Annotated in this window: 18 protein-coding genes; 9 read left to right on the top strand and 9 right to left on the bottom strand. The window is 74.5% G+C overall.

Annotated elements, in window-relative coordinates; genetic code table 11:
• Positions 1-176: 176 nt before the first annotated feature.
• The 4 genes from QBL21_RS10420 to QBL21_RS10405 form a co-directional block, all read right to left on the bottom strand.
• Positions 177-1,973: a serine/threonine-protein kinase gene (locus tag QBL21_RS10420; protein ID WP_407561809.1), complete on the bottom strand. Its 1,797-nt coding sequence runs from the start codon at positions 1,971-1,973 to the stop codon at positions 177-179.
• A 197-nt stretch (positions 1,974-2,170) separates the two neighbouring features.
• Positions 2,171-2,392, bottom strand: a complete 222-nt coding sequence (locus QBL21_RS10415; protein ID WP_407561808.1) for a DUF6458 family protein — start codon at positions 2,390-2,392, stop codon at positions 2,171-2,173.
• 75 nt (positions 2,393-2,467) lie between these two features.
• Complete coding sequence (locus QBL21_RS10410; RefSeq protein ID WP_407561807.1) at positions 2,468-3,478, bottom strand: MerR family transcriptional regulator; 1,011 nt, start codon at positions 3,476-3,478, stop codon at positions 2,468-2,470.
• Positions 3,475-4,716: an NAD(P)/FAD-dependent oxidoreductase gene (locus QBL21_RS10405; protein WP_407561806.1), complete on the bottom strand. Its 1,242-nt coding sequence runs from the start codon at positions 4,714-4,716 to the stop codon at positions 3,475-3,477. Before QBL21_RS10405 ends, QBL21_RS10410 begins: the two co-directional genes overlap by 4 nt.
• Positions 4,717-4,945: 229 nt before the next feature.
• On the opposite strand from QBL21_RS10405, the gene QBL21_RS10400 reads away from it, so the two are divergent.
• The 4 genes from QBL21_RS10400 (at position 4,946) to QBL21_RS10385 (ending at position 9,150) form a co-directional block, all read left to right on the top strand.
• On the top strand, positions 4,946-5,524 hold the full coding sequence (locus QBL21_RS10400; RefSeq protein ID WP_407561805.1) for an RNA polymerase sigma factor: 579 nt from the start codon (positions 4,946-4,948) through the stop codon (positions 5,522-5,524).
• 157 nt (positions 5,525-5,681) lie between these two features.
• The gene (locus QBL21_RS10395; RefSeq protein ID WP_407566370.1) at positions 5,682-6,869 is read left to right on the top strand and encodes a lycopene cyclase family protein; all 1,188 of its coding nucleotides are present in this window, start codon (positions 5,682-5,684) and stop codon (positions 6,867-6,869) included.
• Positions 6,866-7,603, top strand: a complete 738-nt coding sequence (locus QBL21_RS10390) for a methyltransferase domain-containing protein (RefSeq protein WP_407561804.1) — start codon at positions 6,866-6,868, stop codon at positions 7,601-7,603. The genes QBL21_RS10395 and QBL21_RS10390 overlap by 4 nt, the downstream gene beginning before the upstream one ends.
• Complete coding sequence (locus QBL21_RS10385) at positions 7,600-9,150, top strand: FAD-dependent oxidoreductase (protein WP_407561803.1); 1,551 nt, start codon at positions 7,600-7,602, stop codon at positions 9,148-9,150. Before QBL21_RS10390 ends, QBL21_RS10385 begins: the two co-directional genes overlap by 4 nt.
• A 94-nt stretch (positions 9,151-9,244) precedes the next feature.
• Here the strand turns inward: QBL21_RS10385 and QBL21_RS10380 are convergent, their stop codons facing one another.
• The 5 genes from QBL21_RS10380 to QBL21_RS10360 form a co-directional block, all read right to left on the bottom strand.
• Positions 9,245-10,252 carry a DUF5914 domain-containing protein gene (locus tag QBL21_RS10380; protein ID WP_407561802.1) on the bottom strand — a complete coding sequence of 336 codons (1,008 nt, stop codon included), beginning with the start codon at positions 10,250-10,252 and terminating at the stop codon, positions 9,245-9,247.
• Positions 10,249-11,241, bottom strand: coding sequence for a phytoene/squalene synthase family protein (locus tag QBL21_RS10375; protein ID WP_407561801.1), 993 nt, complete (start codon positions 11,239-11,241; stop codon positions 10,249-10,251). Before QBL21_RS10375 ends, QBL21_RS10380 begins: the two co-directional genes overlap by 4 nt.
• The gene (gene crtI, locus QBL21_RS10370) at positions 11,228-12,799 is read right to left on the bottom strand and encodes a phytoene desaturase family protein (protein WP_407561799.1); all 1,572 of its coding nucleotides are present in this window, start codon (positions 12,797-12,799) and stop codon (positions 11,228-11,230) included. Before crtI ends, QBL21_RS10375 begins: the two co-directional genes overlap by 14 nt.
• On the bottom strand, positions 12,787-13,938 hold the full coding sequence (locus tag QBL21_RS10365) for a polyprenyl synthetase family protein (protein WP_407561798.1): 1,152 nt from the start codon (positions 13,936-13,938) through the stop codon (positions 12,787-12,789). Before QBL21_RS10365 ends, crtI begins: the two co-directional genes overlap by 13 nt.
• A 123-nt stretch (positions 13,939-14,061) precedes the next feature.
• A complete protein-coding gene (locus QBL21_RS10360; RefSeq protein ID WP_407561797.1) occupies positions 14,062-15,591 on the bottom strand; it encodes a cryptochrome/photolyase family protein in 1,530 nt (509 codons plus the stop codon).
• A gap of 396 nt (positions 15,592-15,987) precedes the next feature.
• Between QBL21_RS10360 and QBL21_RS10355 the strand changes: the two genes are divergently transcribed.
• The 5 genes from QBL21_RS10355 (at position 15,988) to QBL21_RS10335 (ending at position 24,385) form a co-directional block, all read left to right on the top strand.
• Positions 15,988-17,571 (top strand): AMP-binding protein, encoded by a 1,584-nt coding sequence (locus QBL21_RS10355; RefSeq protein ID WP_407561796.1) that lies wholly within the window; start codon positions 15,988-15,990, stop codon positions 17,569-17,571.
• Positions 17,568-19,190 (top strand): FAD-dependent monooxygenase, encoded by a 1,623-nt coding sequence (locus tag QBL21_RS10350; protein WP_407561795.1) that lies wholly within the window; start codon positions 17,568-17,570, stop codon positions 19,188-19,190. The genes QBL21_RS10355 and QBL21_RS10350 overlap by 4 nt, the downstream gene beginning before the upstream one ends.
• Positions 19,187-20,494 carry an MFS transporter gene (locus QBL21_RS10345; protein ID WP_407561794.1) on the top strand — a complete coding sequence of 436 codons (1,308 nt, stop codon included), beginning with the start codon at positions 19,187-19,189 and terminating at the stop codon, positions 20,492-20,494. Before QBL21_RS10350 ends, QBL21_RS10345 begins: the two co-directional genes overlap by 4 nt.
• Positions 20,495-21,006: 512 nt before the next feature.
• On the top strand, positions 21,007-24,003 hold the full coding sequence (locus tag QBL21_RS10340) for a CARDB domain-containing protein (RefSeq protein WP_407561793.1): 2,997 nt from the start codon (positions 21,007-21,009) through the stop codon (positions 24,001-24,003).
• Between the two features lie 190 nt (positions 24,004-24,193).
• Positions 24,194-24,385 carry a hypothetical protein gene (locus tag QBL21_RS10335; protein ID WP_407561792.1) on the top strand — a complete coding sequence of 64 codons (192 nt, stop codon included), beginning with the start codon at positions 24,194-24,196 and terminating at the stop codon, positions 24,383-24,385.
• Positions 24,386-24,419: the final 34 nt, after the last annotated feature.

Here is a 24,419-nt window from a genome sequence, read left to right as displayed (position 1 = left end):
CTGCTCGCAGCTCGCGCACCACAAGGGAACTACCGCCCGGCGGCAGCGGCGGCCCCCGATCCCGGCGGCGGTTGGGCCAACAGGGCTAACGCTGCCACCCCTCCGTGCGCCCGGCCGCCCTCGCCGCCCTTGCAGCGAGCGTGCCGCCCGCGGTCCCCGCGGTTCCCGACCCGCCGTCAATCCGCCTTGGGCTCCTCGGCGTTGCGCCAGATCGTGAGGTCGAAGGTGACGTACGTCGCGTCGCCCGACTCCCCCTTGCCGTGGTACGTCGCCACCGCGATGTGGCCCGCGTCGCTGAGCACGCAGAACTGCGAACCGTCGCCGATCTGGTCGAGGGTGATCTTCTCGGTGTAGCGGGTCTCCGCACGGCAGGTCTCCAGGGAGCCCTCCTGCGCGTTGTTCAGCGGGACGAGCTTCCCGTTGTCGGAGCCGATATAGGTGTCCGAGAAGAGGGTGTCGACGTAGTAGTACAGGTCCTGGTCGGCGTAGAGCACGTCCCCGTCCTCGGGGCGCGGGGGGTTGTCGGCGAGCATGACCCCGTAGTTCTGCGTCACGTCGATGCCCTCGTACGTGGCCGGCTCCGGGTCGGCGCGCTCCTTGTTCGCGCCCGCGGGCGCGCCGTCGCCCGCACCCTTGCCGCCACCGCCACCGCCACCGGTACTGCTGCTGGCGGGCGGCTTGCTCTCGTTGTCCTTGTCGGAGCCGTCCGGCAGCAGGGAGCCGATGACCGCGAGGGCCACGATGGCGCCCACCACCGACGCGGCGACGATCAGCCCGGTCCGCTTCCGCTTGGGCGGCTGAGGGTGCATGTAGGGAGCGTGGTGGCCGACCGGCGGCGGGGTGCGGTAGCCGGGCGGAGGGGTGGGCCCCATCGGGTGGCCGGGCGGCGGCGGCATCGCGCCGGGCATGCCCGGCGCGCTCTGCGTCGGCGCGGCGGCGGCCGGGGAGAACCCCTGCTGCGGGTACGGGTGCACCGGGCCCGGTGCCGGCTGGTGCGGCGAGAACTCGGTCGGCGTCGGCGCGACGGCCGGCTGCGGCGGCGGGGTCTTCGCCGGTTCGGGCAGCCGGAGCCGCTCGGTGATCGAGCCGTGGACCGACTGCGGCAGCCAGTCCTCGCCCTGGCGCAGCGGTTCCGGGGAGATCTCGTGGCACAGCTCGATGATCTCCGTCAGGCTCGGCCGGCCGTCCGGGTCGCGGGTCAGACAGCGGGTCACCAGGGGCAGCAACTCCTCCGGCACCCGGCTGAGATCGGGGTCCTCGTGCACGATCCGGTAGAGCACCGCGTGCGAGGACCCCTCGCCGTAGGCCGGTGAACCTATCGCCGCGAAGGCCGCTATCTGGCCGAGGGCGAAGATGTCGGTGGCGGGGCCGACCGTGCCGGCCGCCGCCTGTTCCGGTGCCATGAACGCCGGGGTGCCCACGCTGACCCCGGTGCCGGTGAGCGCGGTGGTCTCCGCGGCGCGGGCGATACCGAAGTCGATGACGCGGGGGCCGTCGGAGGCGAGCAGCACGTTGGCGGGCTTGAGGTCGCGGTGGACGATGCCCGCGCCGTGGATGACGTGCAGGGCCTCGGCGACGCCGACGGACAGCAGCAGCACGCTGCGCAGCGGCAGCGCGCCGTGCTGCGCCACGGCGTGCGCGAGCGAGGGCCCCGGCACGTAGGCCGTGGCCAGCCAGGGCCGCGAGCCCTCGGTGTCGGAGTCGATGACCGGTGCCGTGTAGAGGCCCTGCACCCGCTGCGCGGCCTGGACCTCCCGCTGGAAGCGCCGCCGGAACTCGGGGTCCTCGCTGAACTCGTCCCGGATCACCTTGATGGCGATGGGCCGGCCGCCGGGCGTGTAGGACAGGTACACCTTGCCCATCCCGCCCGTGCCGAGCACGGCGGCCAGCCGGTAGCCACCGACGACGGCCGGGTCGCCCTGCTCAAGCGGCCTGAAAAGGTTGGCCGAAGGCGTACTTGTCACGGTCCTCATCCCCCGTTCACGCGGGTCGGCGTGTGCCGACACCCCGAAGTCAACGGGGAGCGTACCGACTTTCCTTCGGCGTCCTCACCACCTAGGGCAACAACCCTGCAACAACAGGCTCTTCCGCTGCCGAGATGCCGCGGCCCCGCCGTCTGACCCGGGGGGGTTCCGGCCGGCCGGGCTCCCCCGGCCGTAACCGCGCACGGCTATTCGTAGTAGCGATGGCGCTCCTCGACGACGGCCTCCGTGGGAGGCACGGCCGCGCGACGGCGGCGCTGCACGCTGGAGATGACGACCAGGCCGACGAAGCCGGCGAGCATCATGATCCAGCCCATCACCTGGACATCGAGACCGTTGACGTTCCAGTCGGTGGCGAAGGCGAGGATGCCGCCCGCGGCCATCAGGAGAATGCTTCCGCCAAGTCCCATGAGGCTGACCTCCGTTCATGGCGTTCGAATGCGTCGCTGCCGCGTGCGGGTACCCACCCGCGGCGGGGCCATGCGTCACCCGCCGAGCGCCGTGAGGGTGCGGAAGGAGGACTCGATGGTCGCCAGGCCGGAGGCCAGGCCCGTCAGGCGCCTCGTTCCGGGCCCGGGGGGCGTAGCGGCCCAGCCGGGGCCGGCCAGCAGCGCCAGGGGGTGGGTGCGGGCGCCGCGTACGCCCCAGCCGAGGGCGAGGAGGGTGCGTACCACGGTGGGGTCGGCGGTCTGGCGGGAGTGGGACCACAGGACGACGGCGCAGGGACCCGTGCGCCGGGCGGCCGACTCCAGGGCCTCCGGCGGAACCGCGGCGCCGAACATGCGGGTGGGCAGCCCCCGTTCGGCCAGTGCCGCCCACAGGGCTTCGATCGGCAGGCTGTGCTGCTCCGCCGGCATGCAGGCCAGCAGGACCGGGGGGCGGCCGTCCGCGCCGGGGGTGACCGTCGAGCGCAGGGTGGTGGACACGTGCCAGGACAGCAGGTGTTCCACCTCGACGTACGACTCGCCGGAGGCAGCCCACTTGCGGCCGATGGCGTGCAGGGTGGGGGCGATGATCTGCTCCCAGGCCACGACGACGCCGTACGTCTCGACCGCGGACCGGAGTTGCGCCTGTACCGCCGAGGCGTCGAGCCGTACGGCGGCGCGCGCCAGACCGCGGCTCTCCGGCCAGACCTGGCCCAGGGGCAGGTCACGGAAGCCGCCGGGGGTGCGGGGCTGCGGCACCGCCGCGGGGCCGTCCGCCGTGCGGCCGGGGTCCGCCATCGCCAGCCGTGCCGCTTCCGCGGGCGTGACACCCTGCGACGTCAGATGGCACATGTACTCCATCCTGGCCACGTCCCCCGGCGACCAGCGGCGGTGGCGGCCCCGGTCGCGGTGGCTCGGGCCGATGCCGTAGCGGCGCTCCCACGTGCGCAGCGTCGTCGGTGCGACGCCGAGCCTGCGGGCGAGCGCGCCGGTGGTGAGCGACACCTCGGCGGACCCGTCCCGTCCGGAGGACCACGCCCCGGGGCGGTCGGCCTCCCGCTGCCGGGTCACAGCGGACCCGACGCCAGTACCTCGCGGGCGGCCCTGGCACCCGAGGCCAGCGCGCCCTGCACCGATCCGGTCGCGCGGTGGTCGCCGCACACGTACCGCCCGGCCCCGACCCCGGCGGCGCGGGACAGGGGCCAGGGCGGGACCATCGCGGGCAGGGCGCCGCGGACGTCGTAGTGGGCGATCTCCTCCCATCCGGAGGTGTCGGTCTCGTACACCTCGGCGAGGACCTCGCGCAGGGCGAGGGCGCGTTGCGGCGTGTGGGTGCCGAGCACCGAGGCGGAGACGAGTGCGTGGCCCCGGGGCGCGTAGCCGGGCGCCACCCGGCTCGGCACACAGGTGTTGAGGAAGCGGCGGCGCGAGTCGAGGAGCAGCGTGGGCTCGCGCAGCGGGGGGCCCGGTGCCGCGTAGTAGTAGGTGCACACGGTGCGGGTCGGCGGGACCGTCAGGTGCGGCACGAGGCGCGCCGCCGTCTGCGCGTCGGTGGCCACGACGACGGCGGGCGCGTCCAGTTCCCGGCCGTCGGCCGACAGCACGCCGGTGTCGGTGAGCTGCCGCACCGGGTGGTCGAACCGCACGGTGGCCGGCGGCAGCCGCGCCGCGAGGTGTTCGGGAACGGCGCCGATCCCGGCGGCGGGCAGCGTGACGGTGCCGCGCAGGAAGCTCCGCCAGACCATGTGGAAGACCCGGCTGGAGGTCTCCAGGCGGTCGTCGAGGAACACCCCGGACAGGAACGGGTGCAGGAAGTTCTCCAGCAGGCCGCCGCTGATGCCGAGGCGGCCCAGCTCCTCGCTCGTCGTGCGCTCGGTACGGGCCCTGAGGACGCGCGGGGGCGCCAGGGCCGCGAGGAGCGACAGGGCGGCGAGTCCGGCTCCGTCGCGTAGCGCGTGCCGTCCCGGCCGGACGAGCCGGGGGAGGTCGCGGGGGCGGCGGGAGGGGTCGGAGTAGCGGATCCGGCCGTGCCGCGTGTGGGTCAGGACCGAGGGCGTGAAGGGGCGCAGCCGCAGGCCGGGCAGCACAGCGCGGCGCCTGAGCTGGGGGTACGAGGTGTTGAGCACCTGGAATCCGCGGTCGAGCAGGAAGCCGTCCCGGCGGTCCGTACGCATCCGGCCCCCCACCGCGTCGGACGCCTCCAGGACCCGGACGTCCAGACCCGCCGCGGCGATGTCGAGGGCGCAGGCGAGCCCGGCCACCCCCGCGCCGACGACGATGACGTCGTGGTGCCCGCGCTTGCCGCCCATACGCTGCTTCTCCTCTTGCGTCGCGTCACTGTCTCGCACCCTGCTCCGGGAGGCACGGCTCCCGCACCTCCTCTTCGGCCGCGGACGGTGACTTGGTTGCAGGCAAAACGACTCACGAACGATTCATGTTGTGGCCGGGTTTCCCCGCAATCACTCTGGTACCGGGCGCTGTGGCGCGTCGTCAGGCAGCGCAGGCCCGTCCCTGGTCAGCTGTCCGAGGAGGTTCACGATGACCACGTCACCGGCGGTGCACCAGGGGCCCGAAAACGATCACCAGATCGCCGACGCGTTCCTGCGGGGCGACGACGACGCGTTCCGGCTGCTCTACGAGCGGTGGGCACCGCTCATCCACGCCGTTGCGCGCCGCGCGCTCGGCAACTCCTTCGAGGCCGAGGACGTCACCCAGCAGATCTTCGTCGCCGCCTGGCGCCACCGCCGCGGCTTCCGTCCGGAGCGGGGCACCGCCGGATCCTGGCTGGTCGGCATCGCCCGGCACAAGATCGCGGACGCGCTCGCGGCCCGGGCCCGCCGGGCCCGGCTGGCCGCGGCCGTGCAGTCGGCCCGCGACGAGGACCACCGGGCGCCGGAGGGGCAGTTGGCCCAGCAGGCCGTGGACCGTGTCGTGGTCCAGTACGAGCTGAGCCGGCTTCCCACCGCGCAGCAGAACGTCCTGCGGCTGGCCTTCTACGCGGATCTGCCGCAGTCGCAGATCGCCGCGCACACCGGCCTCCCGCTCGGCACGGTCAAGAGCCATGCGCGACGCGGGCTGCACACGCTGCGGGAGCGCCTGGCGCAGGACTCCCGCTGACCTGCCGGAGCGCGGAGCGGGGCGGCGTGCACCCGGGCTGCCGCGCCGAGGCCGCATCCGAACCGGGCGCCCCGGCAGAAGCAGAGGGCGTGGCGGAAGTCGGCCCCCGGCCCTGGAGCGCAAGGTGACCCTCGACGCCGGCGGGTGCGCCGTGGTGATGATCGGCGGCGGCGCCGCCGGGCTCAGCCTCGCGTACCGGCTGGTGGAGAGCGGCGTCGCCACGGTCACCGTCGTGGAGGCGCCGGACGGTCCGCGGCGTCCGGCCGAGCGGACGTGGTGCTACTGGGAGCGGGGCACGGGCGACTTCGACGAGGCGGTGCACGCCTCCTGGCCGCTGCTGCGGGTCCGCGCGGCGGACGGCGGCGACGTCACCGTGGACCCCGCTCCCCTGCGCTACCGCATGCTCCGGTCCACGGACTTCGAGCGCCTGGTGCACGCCCGGGTGGCCCGCTCGCCCGGCGGTCGGATCGTACGCGCCACGGCGGACACGGTGCGCGGCACCGCCGACGGCACGGAGGTGCGCTGTAGGACGCCCGGCGGCGGGACGCTCACGCTGCACGCCCGGTACGTGTTCGACTCGCGCCCGCTGCGCACCCTGCCGCCGGCGCGTACGCAGCTCGCGCAGCACTTCCGCGGCTGGTTCGTACGCACGGAAGCGGACCGCTTCGACCCGCGGGTCGCCGACCTCATGGACTTCCGGGTGCCGCAGCCGCGCCGCGGGCTCGCCTTCGGCTACGTGCTGCCCCTCGCGGCGGACAGGGCGCTCGTGGAGTACACGGAGTTCTCCCGGTCCCCTCTGGACACGCGGCAGTACGACAGTGCTCTGACCTCGTACACACGGGACGTCCTGCGACTCGGCGCGTTCACCGTGGAGTCGGCCGAGCAGGGCGTCATCCCGATGACCGACGCGCGCTTCCGGCGCCGCCTGGGGCCCGGCCACTTCCGCATCGGCACCGCGGGCGGCGCCACCCGCCCGGCGACCGGCTACACCTTCTCCGCCGTCCAGCGGCAGAGCCGGGCCATCGCCGCCGCCCTGCGCGACGGCCGGGCCGGCCGCGCCCTCGTACCGCCGCCGCACGGCATCCGGGCACGGGCCATGGACGCCGTGCTGCTACGGGCCCTGGACACCGGGCGCCTCGACGGACCCGACTTCTTCACCCGGCTCTTCCGCCGCGTCCCGCCGGAGCGCCTGCTGCGGTTCCTCGACGGCGACACCTCACCGTGGGAGGAGTGGGGCATCGGCCTGCGCACCCCCGTCCGCCCCATGCTGAAGACCGCCGCCGAACTCCCCTTCCTGCCCCGCCGTTCCCACCCCTTCCCCCGCATGGGAGAGAGCAAGCGATGACACTCCTGCGCGACCGCGACCTGGTCCGCGCCTTCGACCACGCCTCCGGCACGTACGACCGGATCACCGCACTCAACCCCGGCCACCGCAGGGAACTCCTGCGCTCGGCGCGCCGGCTGCGGCTGCCCGACGACGGTGCCGCGACGCACGTCCTCGACCTGGGCTGCGGCACCGGCGCCTCCACCCGGGCGCTGCTCGCGGCCGCCCCGCGCGCCAGGATCACCGCGGTCGACGCCTCGGCGGGGATGCTGGACCGTGCGCTGGCCAAGCCCTGGCCGGCCCGGGTGCGCTTCCTGAACCTGAGCGCCGAGGAGGTCGTGACGGCGCAGGACGACCGGCCGTTCGACGCGGTCTTCGCCGCGTACCTCTTCCGCAACGTCGAGGATCCCGACGCCGTCCTCGCCGCGGTCGCCACCACCCTCCTGCGGCCGGGAGGGCGCCTCGCCGTCCACGAGTACAGCCTCGCCGGACCGCCGGCATACCGCGCCCTGTGGACGGCTGTCTGCCGCGGCGTGATCGTCCCGGCGGGCACCGCCACCGGGAACCGGGCCCTCCACCTGCACCTGTGGCGCAGCGTCCTGGGCTTCGACACCGCGCCCGCGTTCGTCTCCCGGCTGACCGCCGCGGGATTCGCCGACGTGCGCTCCGCACCCGTCGCCGGATGGCAGACCGGCATCGTGCACACCTTCCTCGCCCGCACCCGGCGGGACCCGGCGGCCGGAGACGCCAGGTGACCGTCCGCGCCCGTACCGCACGGCCGGGCCGCGACCGCAAGGCCGAGCGCCGGTCCCCGGCTCCCGGCCGGGAGCGCTTCGCGCCCGGAGACGTCCCCGGCGTCGCCGTGGTCGGCGGCGGCATCGCCGGACTGGCGGCGGCGACCCTGCTCGCGGAACGGGGCGCCCGCGTCACCCTCTACGAGCAGGGGGACGCGCTCGGCGGCCGGCTCGCGGGCGGGCGCACGCGCCTCGCCGACGGCTCCGAGGTCACCATGAGCCGCGGCTTCCACGCCTTCTTCCGGCAGTACTACAACCTGCGCGGCCTCCTGCGGCGGACCGACCGGGGACTCGACCGGCTGCGCCCGCTGCCCGACTACCCCCTGCGGCACAGCAGCGGGCTGACCGACGGCTTCGCCCGGGTGCCGCGGACGCCGCCGCTGAGCGCGCTCGGATTCGTCGCCCTCAGCCCCACCTTCGGCTGGCGCGACCTCGCGGCCATGGACGCCGCGGCCGCGCTGCCCCTGCTCGACGTCCGGGTGCCGGACGTCTACGAACGCTTCGACACCGTCAGCGCCACCGACTTCCTGGACCGGGTCCGCTTCCCCGAAGCCGCCCACCATCTCGCGTTCGAGGTGTTCTCCCGCAGCTTCTTCGCCGACCCGCGCGAACTGTCGGCCGCGGAGCTGCTGGTGATGTTCCACATCTACTTCCTCGGCTCCGCGGAGGGACTTCTCTTCGACGTGCCCACGGAGCCGTTTCCCCAGGCCCTGTGGGAACCGCTCGGCGACTACCTCCGGCGCGCCGGAGCCACCCTGCGCACCGGCACGCCGGTACGGGCCGTCCGACCCGACGACGACGGCGGCGGCGTGCGCGTGCTGACCGACGGCGGTGCACACCCCCACGACGCGGCGGTGCTCGCCCCCGACCCGGGTGCCCTGCGCGACCTGGTCGCGGCGTCGCCCGGCCTGGGCACCCCCGCGTGGCGCTCGGACGTCGCCGCGCTGCGCACCGCGCCGCCCTTCCTGGTCTCCCGGCTCTGGCTGGACCGTCCGGTACGGGCCGAACGCCCCGGCTTCCTCGGCACCAGCGGCTACGACGGGCTCGACAACATCAGCGTCCTGAACCGCTACGAGGGCGAGGCGGCCCGCTGGGCGGCCCGGACCGGCGGCTCGGTGGTGGAACTGCACGCGTACGCGGCCGACGGCGCACCGCGCCTGGTGCAGGACCGCCTCCTCGCGAGCCTGCACCGGGTCTACCCCGAGACGCGGGAGACGCGGATCGTGGACGCCCGGCACGAGTGGCGCGCCGACTGCCCCCTCTTCCCTGTCGGTTCGTACCGGCGCCGCCCTCCGGTGCGGACCCCGCACCCCCGGGTGACGCTCGCGGGCGACACCATCCGCTGCGACCTGCCGGTGGCGCTGATGGAGCGCGCGGCCACCACCGGCTTCCTCGCCGCCGGTGCGCTCCTTTCCGCATGGGGGGTGCGGGGGCAGACGCTGTGGACGGTGCCGCGGGCGGGACGCTCCCCGGTGCTGCGGGCGCTGGGTGCGTGGGCACGGCGCTGAGCGCCCCGGCGTACGGGCCCGGGGCCCGGGGCCCCGGGCGCCGGGCGCACGCCGCCGGTCGCCTCCCGTCGGCGGCACGCCGCCGGCGGCGCCCTCACCCCGGGAAGCGGCCCGTCCGGCGCAGTGCCCAGCGGCGCTCGGCGTAGGCGAGGTCGTCCCGCCAGAGGCGGCCCGCCGTCCGGCGCATGAGCGGGCGCAGCAGGGGCGCCGCGGCCCGCGCCACCGCGAACCCCCTGCGGTCGGACGCCGCGACGATCGCCTCCACGACGGCGGTCCGCGGCGCCTCGTCGCCCGCGCCGGTGAGCGGGGTGGCGTGCGTCTCCACCACGGACGTCGCCCCCTCCCCCTCGGTGACGCGCATGACGACCGTACGGGGCCCGGGGGCGGTGAACTCGGCCCGGACGGGCACCACCAGACGGTCCGTCACCCGGAAGGAGACGTCGACCACGAAGGCGTCCTCCTCGCTGCCGGCCGAGGGCCGTACCACCCTCAGGTCCGCGAACGAGTACGGGTGGAACCAGGAACCGTGCCAGGGATCGAGGCGGTTGGCGACCACGTCCTCCGGTTCGCACCGCCCCACCGCGGTGAACACCGCGTCCACCGCGGCGCCCGCCGCCGGCCGCACCGGCACCGGGGGACGCTCGGTCGGCTCCTCGCCGCCGAGTGCGTCGAGCCGCACCCACAGCAGGACGCCGTCGTCGTACACCGGGTAGGGGTCCCAGCCGGCGACGGAGGTCCCGTCCAGGCGCAGCCCGTGCCAGTGGCACACCAGCGTGCCGCACACCACCCGGCTGTCGCGCAGCGGCGCACCCAGGTGCGGGCAGGCGCCGGGCCCCGCGTGCGGCTCGCCGCTGTCCGACCGCCACAGCACCACCTCGGCACCCGCCACCGTCCTGCCGCGGGGGCCGCCGCCGGCGCGCACGTGCCGGGAGGAGCCGGCGACGAACCAGTTGCCGGACGGCCGGGCCGTGGCCCGCTTGAGCGCGTCGGCGATCAGGGCCGGGCGGGCCTCCCGCCAGGTGGGGGCCTGCGTCGCCCAGCCCGACCGGCGGCGCAGCCGCAGCGGCGGCGTCCAGCCGCCCCCTCGCCCCGGCCCGCTCACCGCCCGGCTCCTTCGGCCGGGACGGTGACCCCGCCGCCGGACGCCGGTGGCGCGGCACGCCCGCGCCACCGCGCGTCGGCGATCCGTACGATCCCCGCCGCCGCGGCGGCGGCGCGGCGGCGGCGTGCCACCACCGCGCGGCGGTGCAGTACCGCGTAGTCCTGGTCCGCGATGGCGTCGAGGATGCCCCGGTAGAGGGTGAACGCGGTCCGGATGCACGGGCGCGTCCGCGGGTCGAGCATGGCGATGCCCGGCTCCGCCTCCCGGTAGACCGACCTGGTCAGGGCCTCGGCCGCGACGAGCGCCTGCCGGATGCGCGGGTCCCGGCGCCCCGTGCGGCGGGACCACTCCAGCAGCGCCCGGTCCACGCCGTGGGCGGCGAGCAGGTCGGCGGGCACGTAGACGCGGCCGCGGTCCAGGTCCTCGCCCATGTCCCGCAGGAAGTTCGTCAGTTGGAACGCCTCCCCGAGCGCCGCGGCGTGCGGCGCCGCCTCCTCGCGGGGTACGGCCGTGCCGAGCACCGGCAGCATCTGGAGCCCGATGACCGCGGCCGAGCCGTGCATGTAGGCCCGCAGGTCGGCGTAGGTCGGATAGCCCGTGACGTGCAGGTCGCTGCGCATCGAGACGAGGAAGTCGGCGAAGTGGGCGTGGTCGATGCCGTAGCGGCGGGCCGTGTCGGCGACTGCCCTGACGACGGGGTGCTCTCCTCTTCCCGTGCGCAGCCCCCGCGCCATGTCCCCCTCCAGCGTCCGCAGCCGCCGGTCGCGCTCGGCGGGGCCGTACGACGCCTCCAGGTCGTCCACGATGTCGTCGGCCCAGCGGGCGAACCCGTAGAGGGCGTGCACCGCGGGCCGGCGGGCGACCGGCAGGAGGCGGGTGGCGAGGAAGTAGGTCCTGCCGTGCCGGGCGTTGAGCCGCCTGCACCGGGTGTAGTCGGCGCGCAGGGCGGGGTCGGTGATCCCGGCGGCGTCCAGTTCACGACGGGTCATGGGTGCGCTCCACGGTCGGGGCGGCGGTACGCGGCCGGCGCGGTGCCAGGCGGGCCGGGCGGACGGGCGCCGCCCGGGTGCCGCCGGTGACGCGGGCTGCGGCGAGCTTGCCGCTGATGAGGACGGTCGGTACGCCCACACCCGGGGTCGTGCCGCAGCCGGCCAGCACGGCGTTCTCCAGGTGCCGGACCAGGTTCCGCGGCCGGAAGGGGCCGGTCTGGGCGAAGGTGTGGGAGACCGAGAAGGGGCTGCCGGCCGCGTGGCCCTGCGCCGTCCAGTCCAGGGGTGTCACCAGCAGTTCCTCGCGGACGCCGGCGGCGAACCCGGCCAGTCCGCGCCGCTCCAGCACGGCGACGAGGCTGTCGCGGTAGTGGGGTCCGAGGTCCTTCCACTCCGCGGCGGAGGGGCCGACGTCGGTGTTCGGGCAGGGCGCCAGCACGTAGTGGAGGTGTCCGCCCGGCGGCGCCAGGCCGGGGTCGTGCGTCGTCGGCCGGGTGATGAGCAGCGACGGGTCGCTCATCAGCCGTCCCTCCCGGGTGAGTTCGGCGAAGGTGCGCTCCCAAGCCGAGCCGAAGGACAGGGTGTGGTGCGCGAGCCCCGGCCAGGTGCGGTCGCATCCCGCGTGCAGGACCACGGCGGACGGCGAGTGGCGCAGCCGGACCGGGCGCCGCGGGGCGCCTTCGAGGAGTCGGCGGGCGGCCGGCAGTTCGCAGCTCAGGACGACCGCGTCGCACGGGATGCGCTCGCCGGAGGCGAGCAGTACGGCCCGTACCCGGCCCGTCCGCCGCTCCAGCCCGGTGACGTCGGCCGACCAGCGGAACTCGGCCCCCGCTTCGGCCGCGGCGCGCGCCATCCCGCGGGGCAGGGCGTGCATGCCGCCCTTGGGGAACCAGACGCCGGCGACCGTGTCCATGTACGCGATGACCGCGTACGCCGCGAGGGCCCTGGCCGGGGCGACCCCCGCGTACAGCGCCTGGAAGGTGAAGACGCGCCGCAGGCGGGGATCGCCGATGAAGCGGCCGATGCGCCGGTCCAGCCGCCCGAACCCGCCCAGGGCGGCCAGGCGGGCCAGGTCGGGGTGGAGGAGCTGGAAGGGCGAGTCGAAGTTCGCCTCGATGAACCGCCCCATCTGCGCCCGGTACAGCCGCCCCAGCCACTCCCGCAGGGCGCGGTACCCGGCCGCCTCGGCCGGTCCCGCGAACCGTCTGACCTCGGCCTCCATCGCCTCGCCGGCGGTGTGGACGTCGAGGGCGCTGCCGTCGGCGAAGCAGGCCCGGTAGGCGGGGTGCAGCGGGGTCAGCTCCACGTGCCGGGCCAGGCTGTCGCCGACGGCGGCGAACGCTTCGTCCGCCAGGTGCGGCATGGTCAGGACGGTGGGACCGGTGTCCATCGCGTAGCCCCCGAGGTCGACGCGGCCCGCCCGGCCGCCGGGGACGGCCTCGCGCTCGACGACGGTCACCCGGCGTCCCGCGCCCAGCAGGTGGAGGGCGCAGGCGAGACCGGACAGTCCGGCGCCCACCACGACGACGTGGTCCGTGGGCCCGGTCACCGTTCGCACGCCGCCTCCCCGCGGCCCGCCGGCGCGGTGCCCGCCGCCCTCGCCACCAGCGCGGCGAACTCCCGCCGCACGAACGGCCGCGCGCCGGTCCGGTCGAAGTGCCGCAGGCCCGCGGCGGCCAGCTCGTGGATCTTCGACTCCACGGCGGCCCGCGCGCCGGTCCGCTCCAGCGCCGCCCGCATCGTCCGCAGATCGTCCGGGGACACCGGCGCCGTACCCGCCGCCAGCGCCGCCACGGCATCGGTGTCCGCGGCGGCGTCGGCGAGCCTGCGGCCGACCGCCAGCAGATAGGTGAACTTGCGGGCGCGCAGGTCGTCGTCGGCGGGCTTGCGGATACGGGCCGGGTCGCCGAACGCGCCCCGGAGGTCGTCGCGGAGCTGGAACGCCAGCCCGGTGCAGCGCCCCGCGGAGCGCAGCGCCGCCAGGGTGGCGGGGTCCGCCCCGGTCAGGGACGCGCCGAGGGCGAGGGGCCGCTCGACCGTGTACAGGGCGCTCTTGAGCGTGGCGATCCTCAGTGCCTCGTCCAGCTCCGACGCGCCGGTGGCCTGTGCCCGGATGTCCCGGTACTGGCCGGCGACCATCTCCGTACGCATGGCCTGCCACTCCCGGTGGAGCCGTGATCCGTGCGCAGAAGCGAGTGCCGTTTCGGTCAGCAGGTCGTCCGCCCAGGCCAGGGCGAGGTCACCGGCGAGCACCGCCGCCGAGGACGCGAAGGCCCGGGGCCCTCCGGCCATCCGGGCGTCCCGGTGCATGCGCGCGAAGTCCACGTGCACGGCCGGTGCGCCGCGCCGCGTCGCCGACCCGTCCATCACGTCGTCGTGGATGAGCGCGCACGCCTGGAGGAGTTCCAGGGCCGCGCCCGTACGTACCACCGCCGCGGGGTCGCCCTCGCCGCCGGCGACCTGCCAGCCGCACCACACGAACGCCGCGCGCAGCCGCTTGCCGCCGCGCCGGACGAGCGCGGAGACCCGCTCGGCGACCTCCCGCGCGAACACCGCGTCCGCGGTCCGGGCCCGGCCGAGCGCGTCATCGAGGATCCGGTCCAGTTCCGCCTCGACGGCGTCGACGGCGTCGGATGCGGTGGGCGGCCCCCCGGCGGGCACCGCCGGTTCGGCCGCCGCGGGCCGCAGTCGCAGCATGGACTACCCCTTCTCACTCTCGGCCCCCCGCTTGGGTTCTTCTGCCGGAAGCACCGGTCCGGATGCGCCGATGTCCCTCCGGACGGAGCGGCGCGGCGCACGGCCGGCGCCGCGACGGGCCCGTCAGGGCGGTGCGTTCCCGCGCTTGCGCTCCTGCCGGCGCACGTCGGCGAGGTCGCCGAGCCGGTCGAGCCCGGCCACCGGGCGGGCGGTGCGGGGGTTGCCGCGGAGCCGGTCGCGGTGGCGGTCGAGGAACGTCCAGTAGCCGGCGGTGAAAGGGCAGGCGCGATCGCCCGTGCGCTCTCCCGGCCGGTAGCGGCAGGGTCCGCACAGGTCGCTCATGCGGTTCACGTACGCCCCGCCGGACGTGTAGGGCTTCGTCGTCATCCGGCCGCCGTCGGCGTACTGGGACATGCCGACGACGTTGGGGACCATCACCCAGTCGTAGCCGTCCACGAAGCACCGGTGGAACCAGTCCGTGACGGCCGCCGGGTCCCAGCCGCGCTGGAGGGCGTAGCTGCCGAGGATCATCAGCCGGGGGATGTGGTGGGTCCACCCCGTGTCGCGTACCTGCGCCAGGACTGTGCGCAGGCACCGCGCCCGCACCGCTTCCGCGTCCAGGTCGCACCACCAGCCTGGCAGCGGGGCGGTGTGGCGCAGGGTGTTGGAACGGCGGTACTCCTCGCCGAAGTACCAGTACAGGTGCCACACGTACTCGCGCCAGCCGGCGATCTGGCGGACGAATCCCTCCACGCTGTTCAGCGGCGCCCGGCCGGCGCGCCACTCCGCCTCCGCCCGGTACACGCACTCCGCCGGGTCGAGGAGGCCGAGGTTGAGCGAGGAGGACAGCAGGCTGTGGCTCATCACCGGGTCTTCGGCGAGCACGGCGTCCTCGTACGGGCCGAAGGTGTCGAGGCGGTGGGTGAGGAACCGGCCGAGGGCCGCGCGGGCCTCGGCGCGGGTCGCGGGGAACCGCCGCGGGCCGTCGCGGCCGACGAAGGACACGTCGCCGTCCCGCTCCCAGCGGTCGAGGTCGTGCCGCACCTCGTCGTCGATCCCGTCCTCCCGCGGGCGGTACGGGGCCGGGACCGGCAGGGTCGCGGTGTCCCGCGGCGGCGGCTGCCGGTTGTCGTGGTCGAGGTTCCAGCGCCCGCCGGCCGGCTCGTCGCCGTCCATCAGCAGGCCGTGTCCGCGGCGGACCCACCGGTAGAAGTCCTCCTGCCGCAGGCGGGTGCCGCCGTGCCCGTCCGCCCACGCGGCGAAGTCCCGCGCGGGCACCAGGAAGCCGCGCGCCGGGCCAACGGTGACCTGCGGCAGGGAGCGGACGAACCGCGCGGCGGCGTACGAGGTCGGGTGGTGCACGGTCACCGGCCGGTCGCCCGCCGCCCGCGCGAGGCCGTCCCGGTAGGTCTCGGCCCGTACGTAGGTCATCCGGTCGCCGAACTCGGCCGCCCGGTGGCGCATGGCGGAGAGCACCAGGTGGGCCTTGGCCCGGTGGAAGCGGCGGCGGCGGAAGACCGACCGGGCCTCGATCATCAGCAGCGGTGTCCCCCGGCCGGGGCCGTGGTCGCCCGGGGTGAGGAAGTGCGGTCCGAGCTGGTCGCCGAAGAGCCAGTGCACGCCGCCCCGCGCACCGCGCGCGCTTTTGCCCATCGCCCTCTCCTCACCGGCCGCGCACCCGGGCGCCGCTGCCGCCGGTGTGCCACTCCCAACAGGACGCATGCCCGTCGCGGGGCACGGCCCCGGCACGATGCGGGGGAAACAGCCCGAGTGGGTGCACGGGGATCGCCCCGACGCGCGGAGCCCGATGCCGGTCACCGGCGCGGGGAACGCCGTGGCGCGTACGACACCGGCCGAGAGGACCCGTACGGCAGAGGACTCCCTGTCGGCGCGGCGACTTGACGGACTCTCCGGGGCCGCATTGGCAGCACCCCGGGGCACCGTGCATCATGAGCGGCGGGCAAGTGGAGCACCCGCCTTCGCTCAACAGCACCTTCTACCACTGGGGTTCGATGACCGCCCTCGTCCCTGCGTCAGAAGGGAACTCGCATGCCGAGCCTGCCCGCCCGCACTGACGCGCTGCGATTAGGGACGGTGCCGGAGCGGGCCGCCGCCCGCCACCCCGGCACCGTCATCACGCTCGACCACGACCTGGTGCTCTACCCCGGCGCGGCCCGGCAGATGACCGTGGCGCAGCTCGCCGACCGGGTCGACGACCTCGCCGCCCGCCTGTGGGCCGGGGGCGTCCGGCCCACGGAGCACGTCGTGGTGCACGCCACCGCCGGCTTCGACATCTACCTGCTCGCCACCGCCGCCGCCCGCGTCGGCGCGGTGCCCGTGATGCTCTCGCCCCATCTGGACGGGGAGAGCGTGGCCGCGCTGCTGCGCCGGCTGGAGACACCCCACCTGATCACCGACGCCGGGAAGCTCACCGGCAGTCTGGCCGAGGTGCCGGTGGCCGAGCTGTGCGCCCGCGTGCTGACCGTCGCGGAGGCGCCCGCCGGGGACGTCGGCGCGGTGTCCCTGGCCGACCTGGCCGGCGCGCCGCGCCGCGGGCCCGTGCTGCTCGACCCCGACCACCCGGCGCTGATGACGCACACGTCCGGCACCACCGGTCTGCCCAAGCTCGTCGTGCACTCTGCGCGTTCGCTGCGCGGGCGGCTGCGGCCGCAGGTGCGGCTGGCGCGGCTGATCCGTACGCGCGAGACGGTCGCCGTCCACGTCAGCTTCGTGCACTCGCGCATGTACCTGGCGATGGCCGTGCTGCTCCCCCGGGCCATGCCCCTGGTGATCATGGACGACGGCGACCCGGAGGCGGTCGCGGAGCTGTTCGCCCGTACCCGCCCCGGCCTGATAGAGACCCACCCCAACTCGTACGTGGAGTGGGAGGGCCTGGCGTCCGACCGGCGCCGACCGTTCGCGTCGGTGAAGTACTTCAGCAGCACCTTCGACGCCCTCCACCCGGGCACCATGGACCGGCTGCTGCGGGCCTCGGAGCGCCGCTCGCCGCTGTTCTTCCAGATCTACGGCCAGAGCGAGTGCGGGCCGCTGGTGGGACGGGGCTACACCCGCAGGAACGCCCACAAGGCGGACGGCCGCTGCCTCGGGTACGCCATGCCCGGCATCACCCGCTTCCGCCTCGTCCCCCGCGACGGCTGCCCGCCGTCGCGCGAGACCCCCGGCTACATCGAGGTCTACACCCCCGGCAGGGCGCAGACCTACTTCGGCGAGGCGGAGCGCTTCCAGCAGCAGGTGCACGGCAAGTGGTGGCGCGGCGGCGACGTCGGCTACCGCACCAGGCTGGGCTGCCTGCACCTGCTCGACCGCGAGGTCGACATGATCCGGTCCATCCACAGCACCCTGGCCGTGGAGGACACGGTGCTGTCGCGGATGGCGGAGCTGGTCGAGCTGGTGCTCATCCCCGGGCCGCGGCAGGAGGCCGTGCCGGTGGTGTGCACGCGCGACGACGCGAAGCTCGACCTGGCGCGCTGGCGGGCGGCGGTGGCCGGACTGGAGCCGATGGCCGAGCCCGTACAACTGCCGTACGCCGAGCTGCCGCGCACCGCCACCATGAAGATCAAGCGGCTGGAGCTGGCCGCCCGGTTGCGCGAGCGGCTCGGCGACGAGTCGTGACCGCACGCCACAGCTCCCGCGGCCGGCGGCGGCGCGGGGACGCCGAGGTGCTCGTCGCCGGCGCCGGGCCGACCGGCCTGACGCTCGCCTGCGAACTGCTGCGCCGCGGCGTCGCGGTGCGCCTGATCGACCGGGCCGAAGAACCGATGCGGGCGCCGAAGGCGCTGTCCCTGTGGCCCCGCGCCCTGGACATCCTGGACGATCTCGGCGTGGGTGCGGCCGTCACCGCGGCCTCCACGCCCATCCGCGCCTTCAGCTACTTCTCGGACGGCCGCCCCCTGGCCACGTTCGGCTTCGCGCCGGGGCTGGCCTCCCGCACGCTCCCGCAGTACGAGACCGAGCGGCTGCTCACCGAGCGCCTGCACGAGCTGGGCGGGAAGATCGAACGCGGGGTGCGGCTGGTGTCGCTGGACGACGCCGCCGGGCGCGCCGCCCGCGACCCGGACGGCGGGCCGGCCGTGGGGCTCGAACACCCCGACGGCAGCCCGGAGCACATCCGCGTCCCCTACGTCGCGGGCGCGGACGGGGCGAGCAGCACCGTGCGGCGGCTGCTGGGCATCGGCTTTGAGGGCAGCACGTACGAGATGGCCTTCGCGCTGATCGACGCCCGGACCTCCGGCGGACTCCCCGCCGATGAGGTGCTGTACTACCAGGCGGCCGCGGGCACCCTGGTCGTCGTCCCGATGCCCGGCGGCGTCTTCCGCTTCCTCGCGGTGCTGCCCGAGGGCCGGCCGATGAGCGTCGAGCTGATGCAGCAGCTCGTCGACGAGCGCGGCCCCCGGGTACGTATCACCGAGCCGGTGTGGGAGACGGTCTTCCGGGTGCACGCCCGGCACGCCGAGTCGTTCCGGGCCGGGCGGGCGTTCCTCCTCGGCGACGCCGCGCACGTGCACAGCCCCGCCGGCGGGCAGGGCATGAACAACGGGCTCCAGGACGCGGGCAACCTCGGCTGGAAGCTGGCCGCCGTGCTGCGCGGCGACGCGCCGCCGCACCTGCTGGAGAGCTACGGGCCGGAGCGGATCCAGGCCACCCGGCGTATCGTGCGCGACACCGACCTCCAGACGCGGGCCTGGATGGTCCGGGGCGGCCTCCGCAAGGGCGCCCGCGACCTGGCCTTCAGGCTGCTGGAGCGGACCGGGGCGGTGTCCCGCTTCTACGCCCCGGTGATGGCCGGCAGACGGCTGCACTACCCGCCGGCGCGGACCTCGCAGGCGCCGTCGCGCGGCGTCGGCTGCCTGCTCGCCCGGCACGTGCCGGGCGCCGTGCGGGTCGGCGGCGCGGTCCCGCGGGGGTCGGCGCTCGCCAAGCCGCACGGCACCACCGCCCGGGAATGGCTGCTGGCCGTGCGCCCGCCGGCCGGCGCCGCGGCCTGGCAGGCCGAACTCGGCCGGCTCGCCGCCTCGTACCCGCAGCTCCACCAGGTCCGCGTCGACCGCGACGAGCTGCGCGCCGCCGGCGCCTGCGCGCGCCCCGGCTTCCATCTCGTCCGCCCGGACGGGCACGTCGCGGCGCACGGACACGCCGGCGACCTCGAACGGCTGCGGGCCGAGCTGGCGGCGGTGCTGCTGCCGCGCGCCGGTGCCCCGGCCGACGACCCCGCAGGAAAGGAACCCTCATGACCGACGACGACCGGGCGGCCACCGGGCCCGGCCGTGAGCCCGCCGCGGGCGCCCGGCGGGTGGACCTGGAAGACGATGCGCGCAAGCCCGGCGGGCAGGCGCCCGCGGCGGACGGTCCCGCCGGGGCCGGTCCCGCGGCGGACGAGCCCTCGACGGTGAAGTCCTGGCTCGCCGTGATCGCCGTGGCGGTGGGGATCTTCTCGCTGATGACCTCCGAGCTGCTGCCGGTCGGGCTGCTCACCCCGGTCGGCGACGACCTGGGCGTCTCGGAGGGCACGGCCGGCCTCATGGTCACCGTGCCGGGCCTGGTGGCCGCGATCGCGGCGCCGCTGGTCACCGTCGCCGCCGGCCGGATCGACCGCCGCGTGGTGCTGGCCCTGCTCATCGGCATGATGGGCGCGGCGAACCTCGCCTGCGCCGTGGCACAGGACTTCGTCGTGGTGCTGGCGGCGCGGCTGCTCGTCGGCATCAGCGTCGGCGGCTTCTGGGCCATCGCCGGCGGCCTGGCCCTCAGGCTGGTGCCGGAGCGGCACGTCCCCCGGGCGATGGCCGTCATCTTCGGCGGCGTGTCGACCGCCTCCGTGCTCGGCGTGCCCGCCGGCACCGCGATCGGCGACTGGGACGGCTGGCGCACCGCCTTCGCGGCCGTCGGGATCCTCGGACTGGCCGCGCTGGCCTGCATCGTCTTCCTGGTCCCGGCGCTGCCGCCGGGCCGCACCCTCAACCTGCGCGACCTGCCGGCCGTCTTCCGCGGCAACGAGGGCGTACGGCTCGGCATCGTGATCACCTTCCTGGTGATCACCGGGCACTTCCTGGCGTACACGTTCATCCGGCCGATCCTGGAGGACGTCTCCGGCTTCGGCTCGAACGCCATCGGCACCCTGCTGCTGGTCTACGGCACCGCGGGCGTCGTGGGCAACGTGCTGGCGAGCACCCGCGCGGCACGCCACCTGCGCGGCACGGTGCTGACCATCGCCCTCACCCTCACCGCGGCGATGGCCCTGGTGCCGCTGCTCGGCGAGAACCGGATAGGCGGCGGCGCTCTGCTGGTCGTGTGGGGCCTCGCCTACGGCGGGGTGTCGGTGACGTTGCAGACCTGGATGCTCCAGGCCGCCCCGGACGCCACGGAGGCGGCCACCGGCCTGTTCGTGGCGACGTTCAACCTGTCCATCGCGCTGGGGGCCCTGCTGGGCGGCGTCGCCGTGAACGCCCTGGCCACGTCCAGCGTGCTGTGGATCGGCGCGGTCATGCTGCTGCTCACCACGGTGGCGGTACGGGCCTCCGGGAGGGTACGTCTGGCGTAGCCGGGCTCCGCGACGGTGCCCGCCGCCCCGGCGACGCGTCCGCTGGAACACCTCCTTGGCCATGGCCCGCCCCCGCTCCGCGGGCACGGCCGAGCCCGTGGGTGAACCCGGCTACTCGATCTTGGCGTACGCAGGATCCTGCGCTCATACGTTAAAGAATTGCAGAGTCCTGTTGACCTGACCACAGCACGGACGGGAGTCGTCGCTGCGCCCCGCTCCCCCGTCCGAGCGCCCTCCGCGCCCGGGGTAGCGGTCAAGTACCCGCCACACAAGCCGTACTCCGTCGTGCAGAAACCGTTGACAAGTCGATGGCACCGCAGAACTCTTTGACTGCCCCCCATGCAAGAGATGGACTGAATCACTCAAGCTCTTGAGATCATCTCTGCAAGTTCATGGCAAGCGTTCCGCTCCGTCCACCACAGCCGACGCGGCCCGGCCCGATCCACCGGCCGAGGCCGCCGCGCGCGGCCACCCGCACTCGCACTGTCGTTCTCACGGAACCGAGGGCCACTATGAAACGGAAACAACACGGCTGGCGGCTGATCATTGGCATGGCCATGGCCGTCCTGATCAGCTTCGGGATTCTGCCCACCGCAGCCTCCGCCGCCGCTCCGCCGGAGAGATCGAGCGCCGAGGACTCCCGCAACGCCGCCGCGGCGGCCGACCTCGCCGCCGGAAAGCCGATCGAGGCGACCTCCACGACCCAGCAGTACGTGGCGTCCAACGCCAATGACGGCAACGTCGGCACCTACTGGGAGTCCAACGGGTATCCCTCGTCGCTGACGGTGAAGCTCGGCTCCGACGCCGACATCACCTCGGTCGTGATCAGGCTCAACCCCGACCCGATCTGGGGCCCCAGAACGCAGAACCTCCAGATCCTCGGCCGCCAGCAGTCCGCCACCGGCTTCACCTCGCTGAAGGCCCGGGCCGACTACGGCTTCAACCCGTCGACCAACCAGAACACCGTGACGATCCCGGTCACCGGGCGCGTCGCCGACCTACGGCTGACGTTCTTCTCCAACACCGGCGCCCCCGGCGGCCAGGTCGGCGACCTCCAGGTCATCGGCACCCCGGCGCCCAACCCCGACCTGACCGTGACCCAGTTGTCCTGGACGCCCGCCAACCCGACGGAGAGCGACACCATCCGGGTGAACGCGACGGTGCAGAACGCCGGCTCGGCCGCCGCGGGTGCCACGACCGTCAACATCAGCGTCGGCGGGCAGGTCGCCGGCAGCGCGCCGGTGAACGCGCTCGCCGCGGGGGCGTCGACCACCGTCACCGTGGACGTCGGCAGACGGGCGGAGGGAAGCTACCCCGTCACCGGGCTGGTCGACCCCACCAACACGGTCATCGAGCAGAACGACGACAACAACAGCCGTACCGCGGCGAACCAGCTCGTGGTCGGCCAGAGCCCCGGCCCCGACCTCCAGGTGACCGGCATCAGCTCCAACCCGGCGAACCCGGCCCCCGGCGCCTCGGTCACCTTCACCGTCTCGGTCACAAACCGCGGGACCAGCGCGGTGAGCGCCACCACGGTCACCCGGCTGACGGCCGGCAGCACCACCCTCAACGGGAACACCCCGGCCGTCGCCGCCGGCGCCACGGTCACCGTGCCCGTCAGCGGGAGCTGGACCGCCACCAACGGCGGCGCCACCCTCACCGCCACGGCCGACGCGACCAACGTCGTCACCGAGACCAACGAGTCGAACAACTCCTTCGCGCGCTCCATCGTGGTCGGGCGCGGGGCGGCCGTCCCGTACGTGGAACACGAGGCGGAGGCCGGCCGCTACCAGGGCACGCTGCTGGAGGCCGACCCGAAGCGCACCTTCGGGCACACGAACTTCGCCAGCGAGTCGTCGGGCCGCAAGTCGGTGCGGCTGAACAGCACCGGCCAGTTCGTGGAGTTCACCTCGACGAGCGCATCGAACTCCATCGTGGTGCGCAACTCCATCCCCGACGCCCCGGGCGGCGGCGGCACCGAGGCCACCATCAGCCTCTACATCAACGACACCTTCTCCAGGAAGCTGACCCTGTCCTCCAAGCACAGTTGGCTCTACGGCAACACCGACGGCCCCGAGGCGCTGACCAACACGCCCCAGGCCGACGCCCGCCGGCTGTTCGACGAGTCCAACGCGCTGCTGTCGACCACGTATCCGGCCGGCACCAAGTTCAGGCTCCAGCGCGACGCGTCCGACTCCGCCGCGTTCTACATCATCGACCTGATCGACCTGGAGCAGGTCGCACCCCCGTCGAGCCAGCCCAGCGGGTGCACCTCGATCACGAACTACGGCGCCGTACCGGGCGACGGACTCGACGACACCGCCGCCATCCAGCGGGCCGTGACCGCCGACCAGAACGGCGAGATCGGCTGCGTGTGGATCCCGGCGGGGCAGTGGCGCCAGGAGCAGAAGATCCTCACCGACGACCCGCTGAACCGCGGGCAGTACAACCAGGTGGGCATCAAGGACGTCACCATCCGCGGCGCGGGCATGTGGCACTCGCAGCTCTACACCCTGACCGAACCGCACCTCGCGGGCGGCATCAACCACCCCCACGAGGGCAACTTCGGCTTCGACATCGACAGCAACACGCAGATCTCCGACATCGCCATCTTCGGCTCGGGCCGGATCCGCGGCGGCCCGGGCGGCGCCGAGGGCGGCGTGGGCCTCAACGGCCGGTTCGGCAAGGGCACCAAGATCTCCAACGTGTGGATCGAGCACGCCAACGTGGGCGCCTGGGTCGGCCGCGACTACGACAACATCCCGGAACTGTGGGGGCCGGCCGACGGCCTGGAGTTCACCGGCATGCGGATCCGCAACACCTACGCGGACGGCATCAACTTCACCAACGGGTCGCGGAACTCGACGGTGTTCAACTCCTCCTTCCGCACCACCGGGGACGACGCGCTCGCGGTCTGGGCGAACAAGTACGTCAAGGACCAGTCCGTGGACGTCGCGCACGACAACCACTTCAGGAACAACACCATCCAGTTGCCCTGGCGGGCCAACGGCATCGCGGTCTACGGCGGCTACGGCAACACCATCGAGAACAACCTCGTCTACGACACGGCGAACTACCCCGGCATCATGCTGGCCACCGACCACGACCCGCTGCCCTTCTCCGGGACCACCCTGATCGCCAACAACGGGCTCTACCGCACGGGCGGCGCGTTCTGGGGAGAAGCCCAGGAGTTCGGCGCCATCACGCTCTTCGCACAGAGCCAGCCCATCCCCGGCGTGACCATCCGCGACACCGACATCGAGGACTCGACCTACGACGGCATCCAGTTCAAGTCCGGCGGCGGCACCACACCGGACGTGAAGATCAACAACGTCAGGATCTCCAAATCCAACAACGGCGCAGGCGTGCGCGCACACGGCGGAGCCCGCGGCAGCGCGTCACTGTGCAACGTCACGATCACCGACTCGGCCGACGGCAACATCCTGGTCGAACCCGGCTCCCAGTTCGTGATCAACCAGACCTGCCCGAACAGGTCCTCCACCTCCTGACCCCCTGCCCCCGGCGGTAACCACCGCCGAAACGAAGACACCGCCGCCCGGTCCTGCCCCCAGGGCCGGGCGGCGGCACTGCGTGCCACGTGCGGGCGCCGGCCTTCCGTTTCCAGGCGGCGGGCCGGGGAACCCGGAGAAACGTCGGTCCCGAAGAAGGTTCAAGCAGACGAATCGAGGCGCATCCACCATGGTCGCCACGGAGCACACGCTCACCCGTGACGAAACGAACGTCCACGAAATCCCGCCGCACGACGGCTGGATCCGCTTCGACCCCGGGGCCGCCGCACACGCCGGCACCGACGGTCCGCTGGCCTACGGCCCGCACGTACCGGACGGTCGGGCCGAGCCGGAGCCGCACATCATCCGCAGCGTGAACTGAGCGCGCCGGTGGCGACACCGGAGCGGGCCCAGCG

The organism is Streptomyces sp. 184, assembly GCF_045781775.1.
GTDB lineage: Bacteria > Actinomycetota > Actinomycetes > Streptomycetales > Streptomycetaceae > Streptomyces.
Note: the sequence above shows the minus strand (reverse complement) of the source record. Positions and strands in the feature narration are given on the sequence as shown.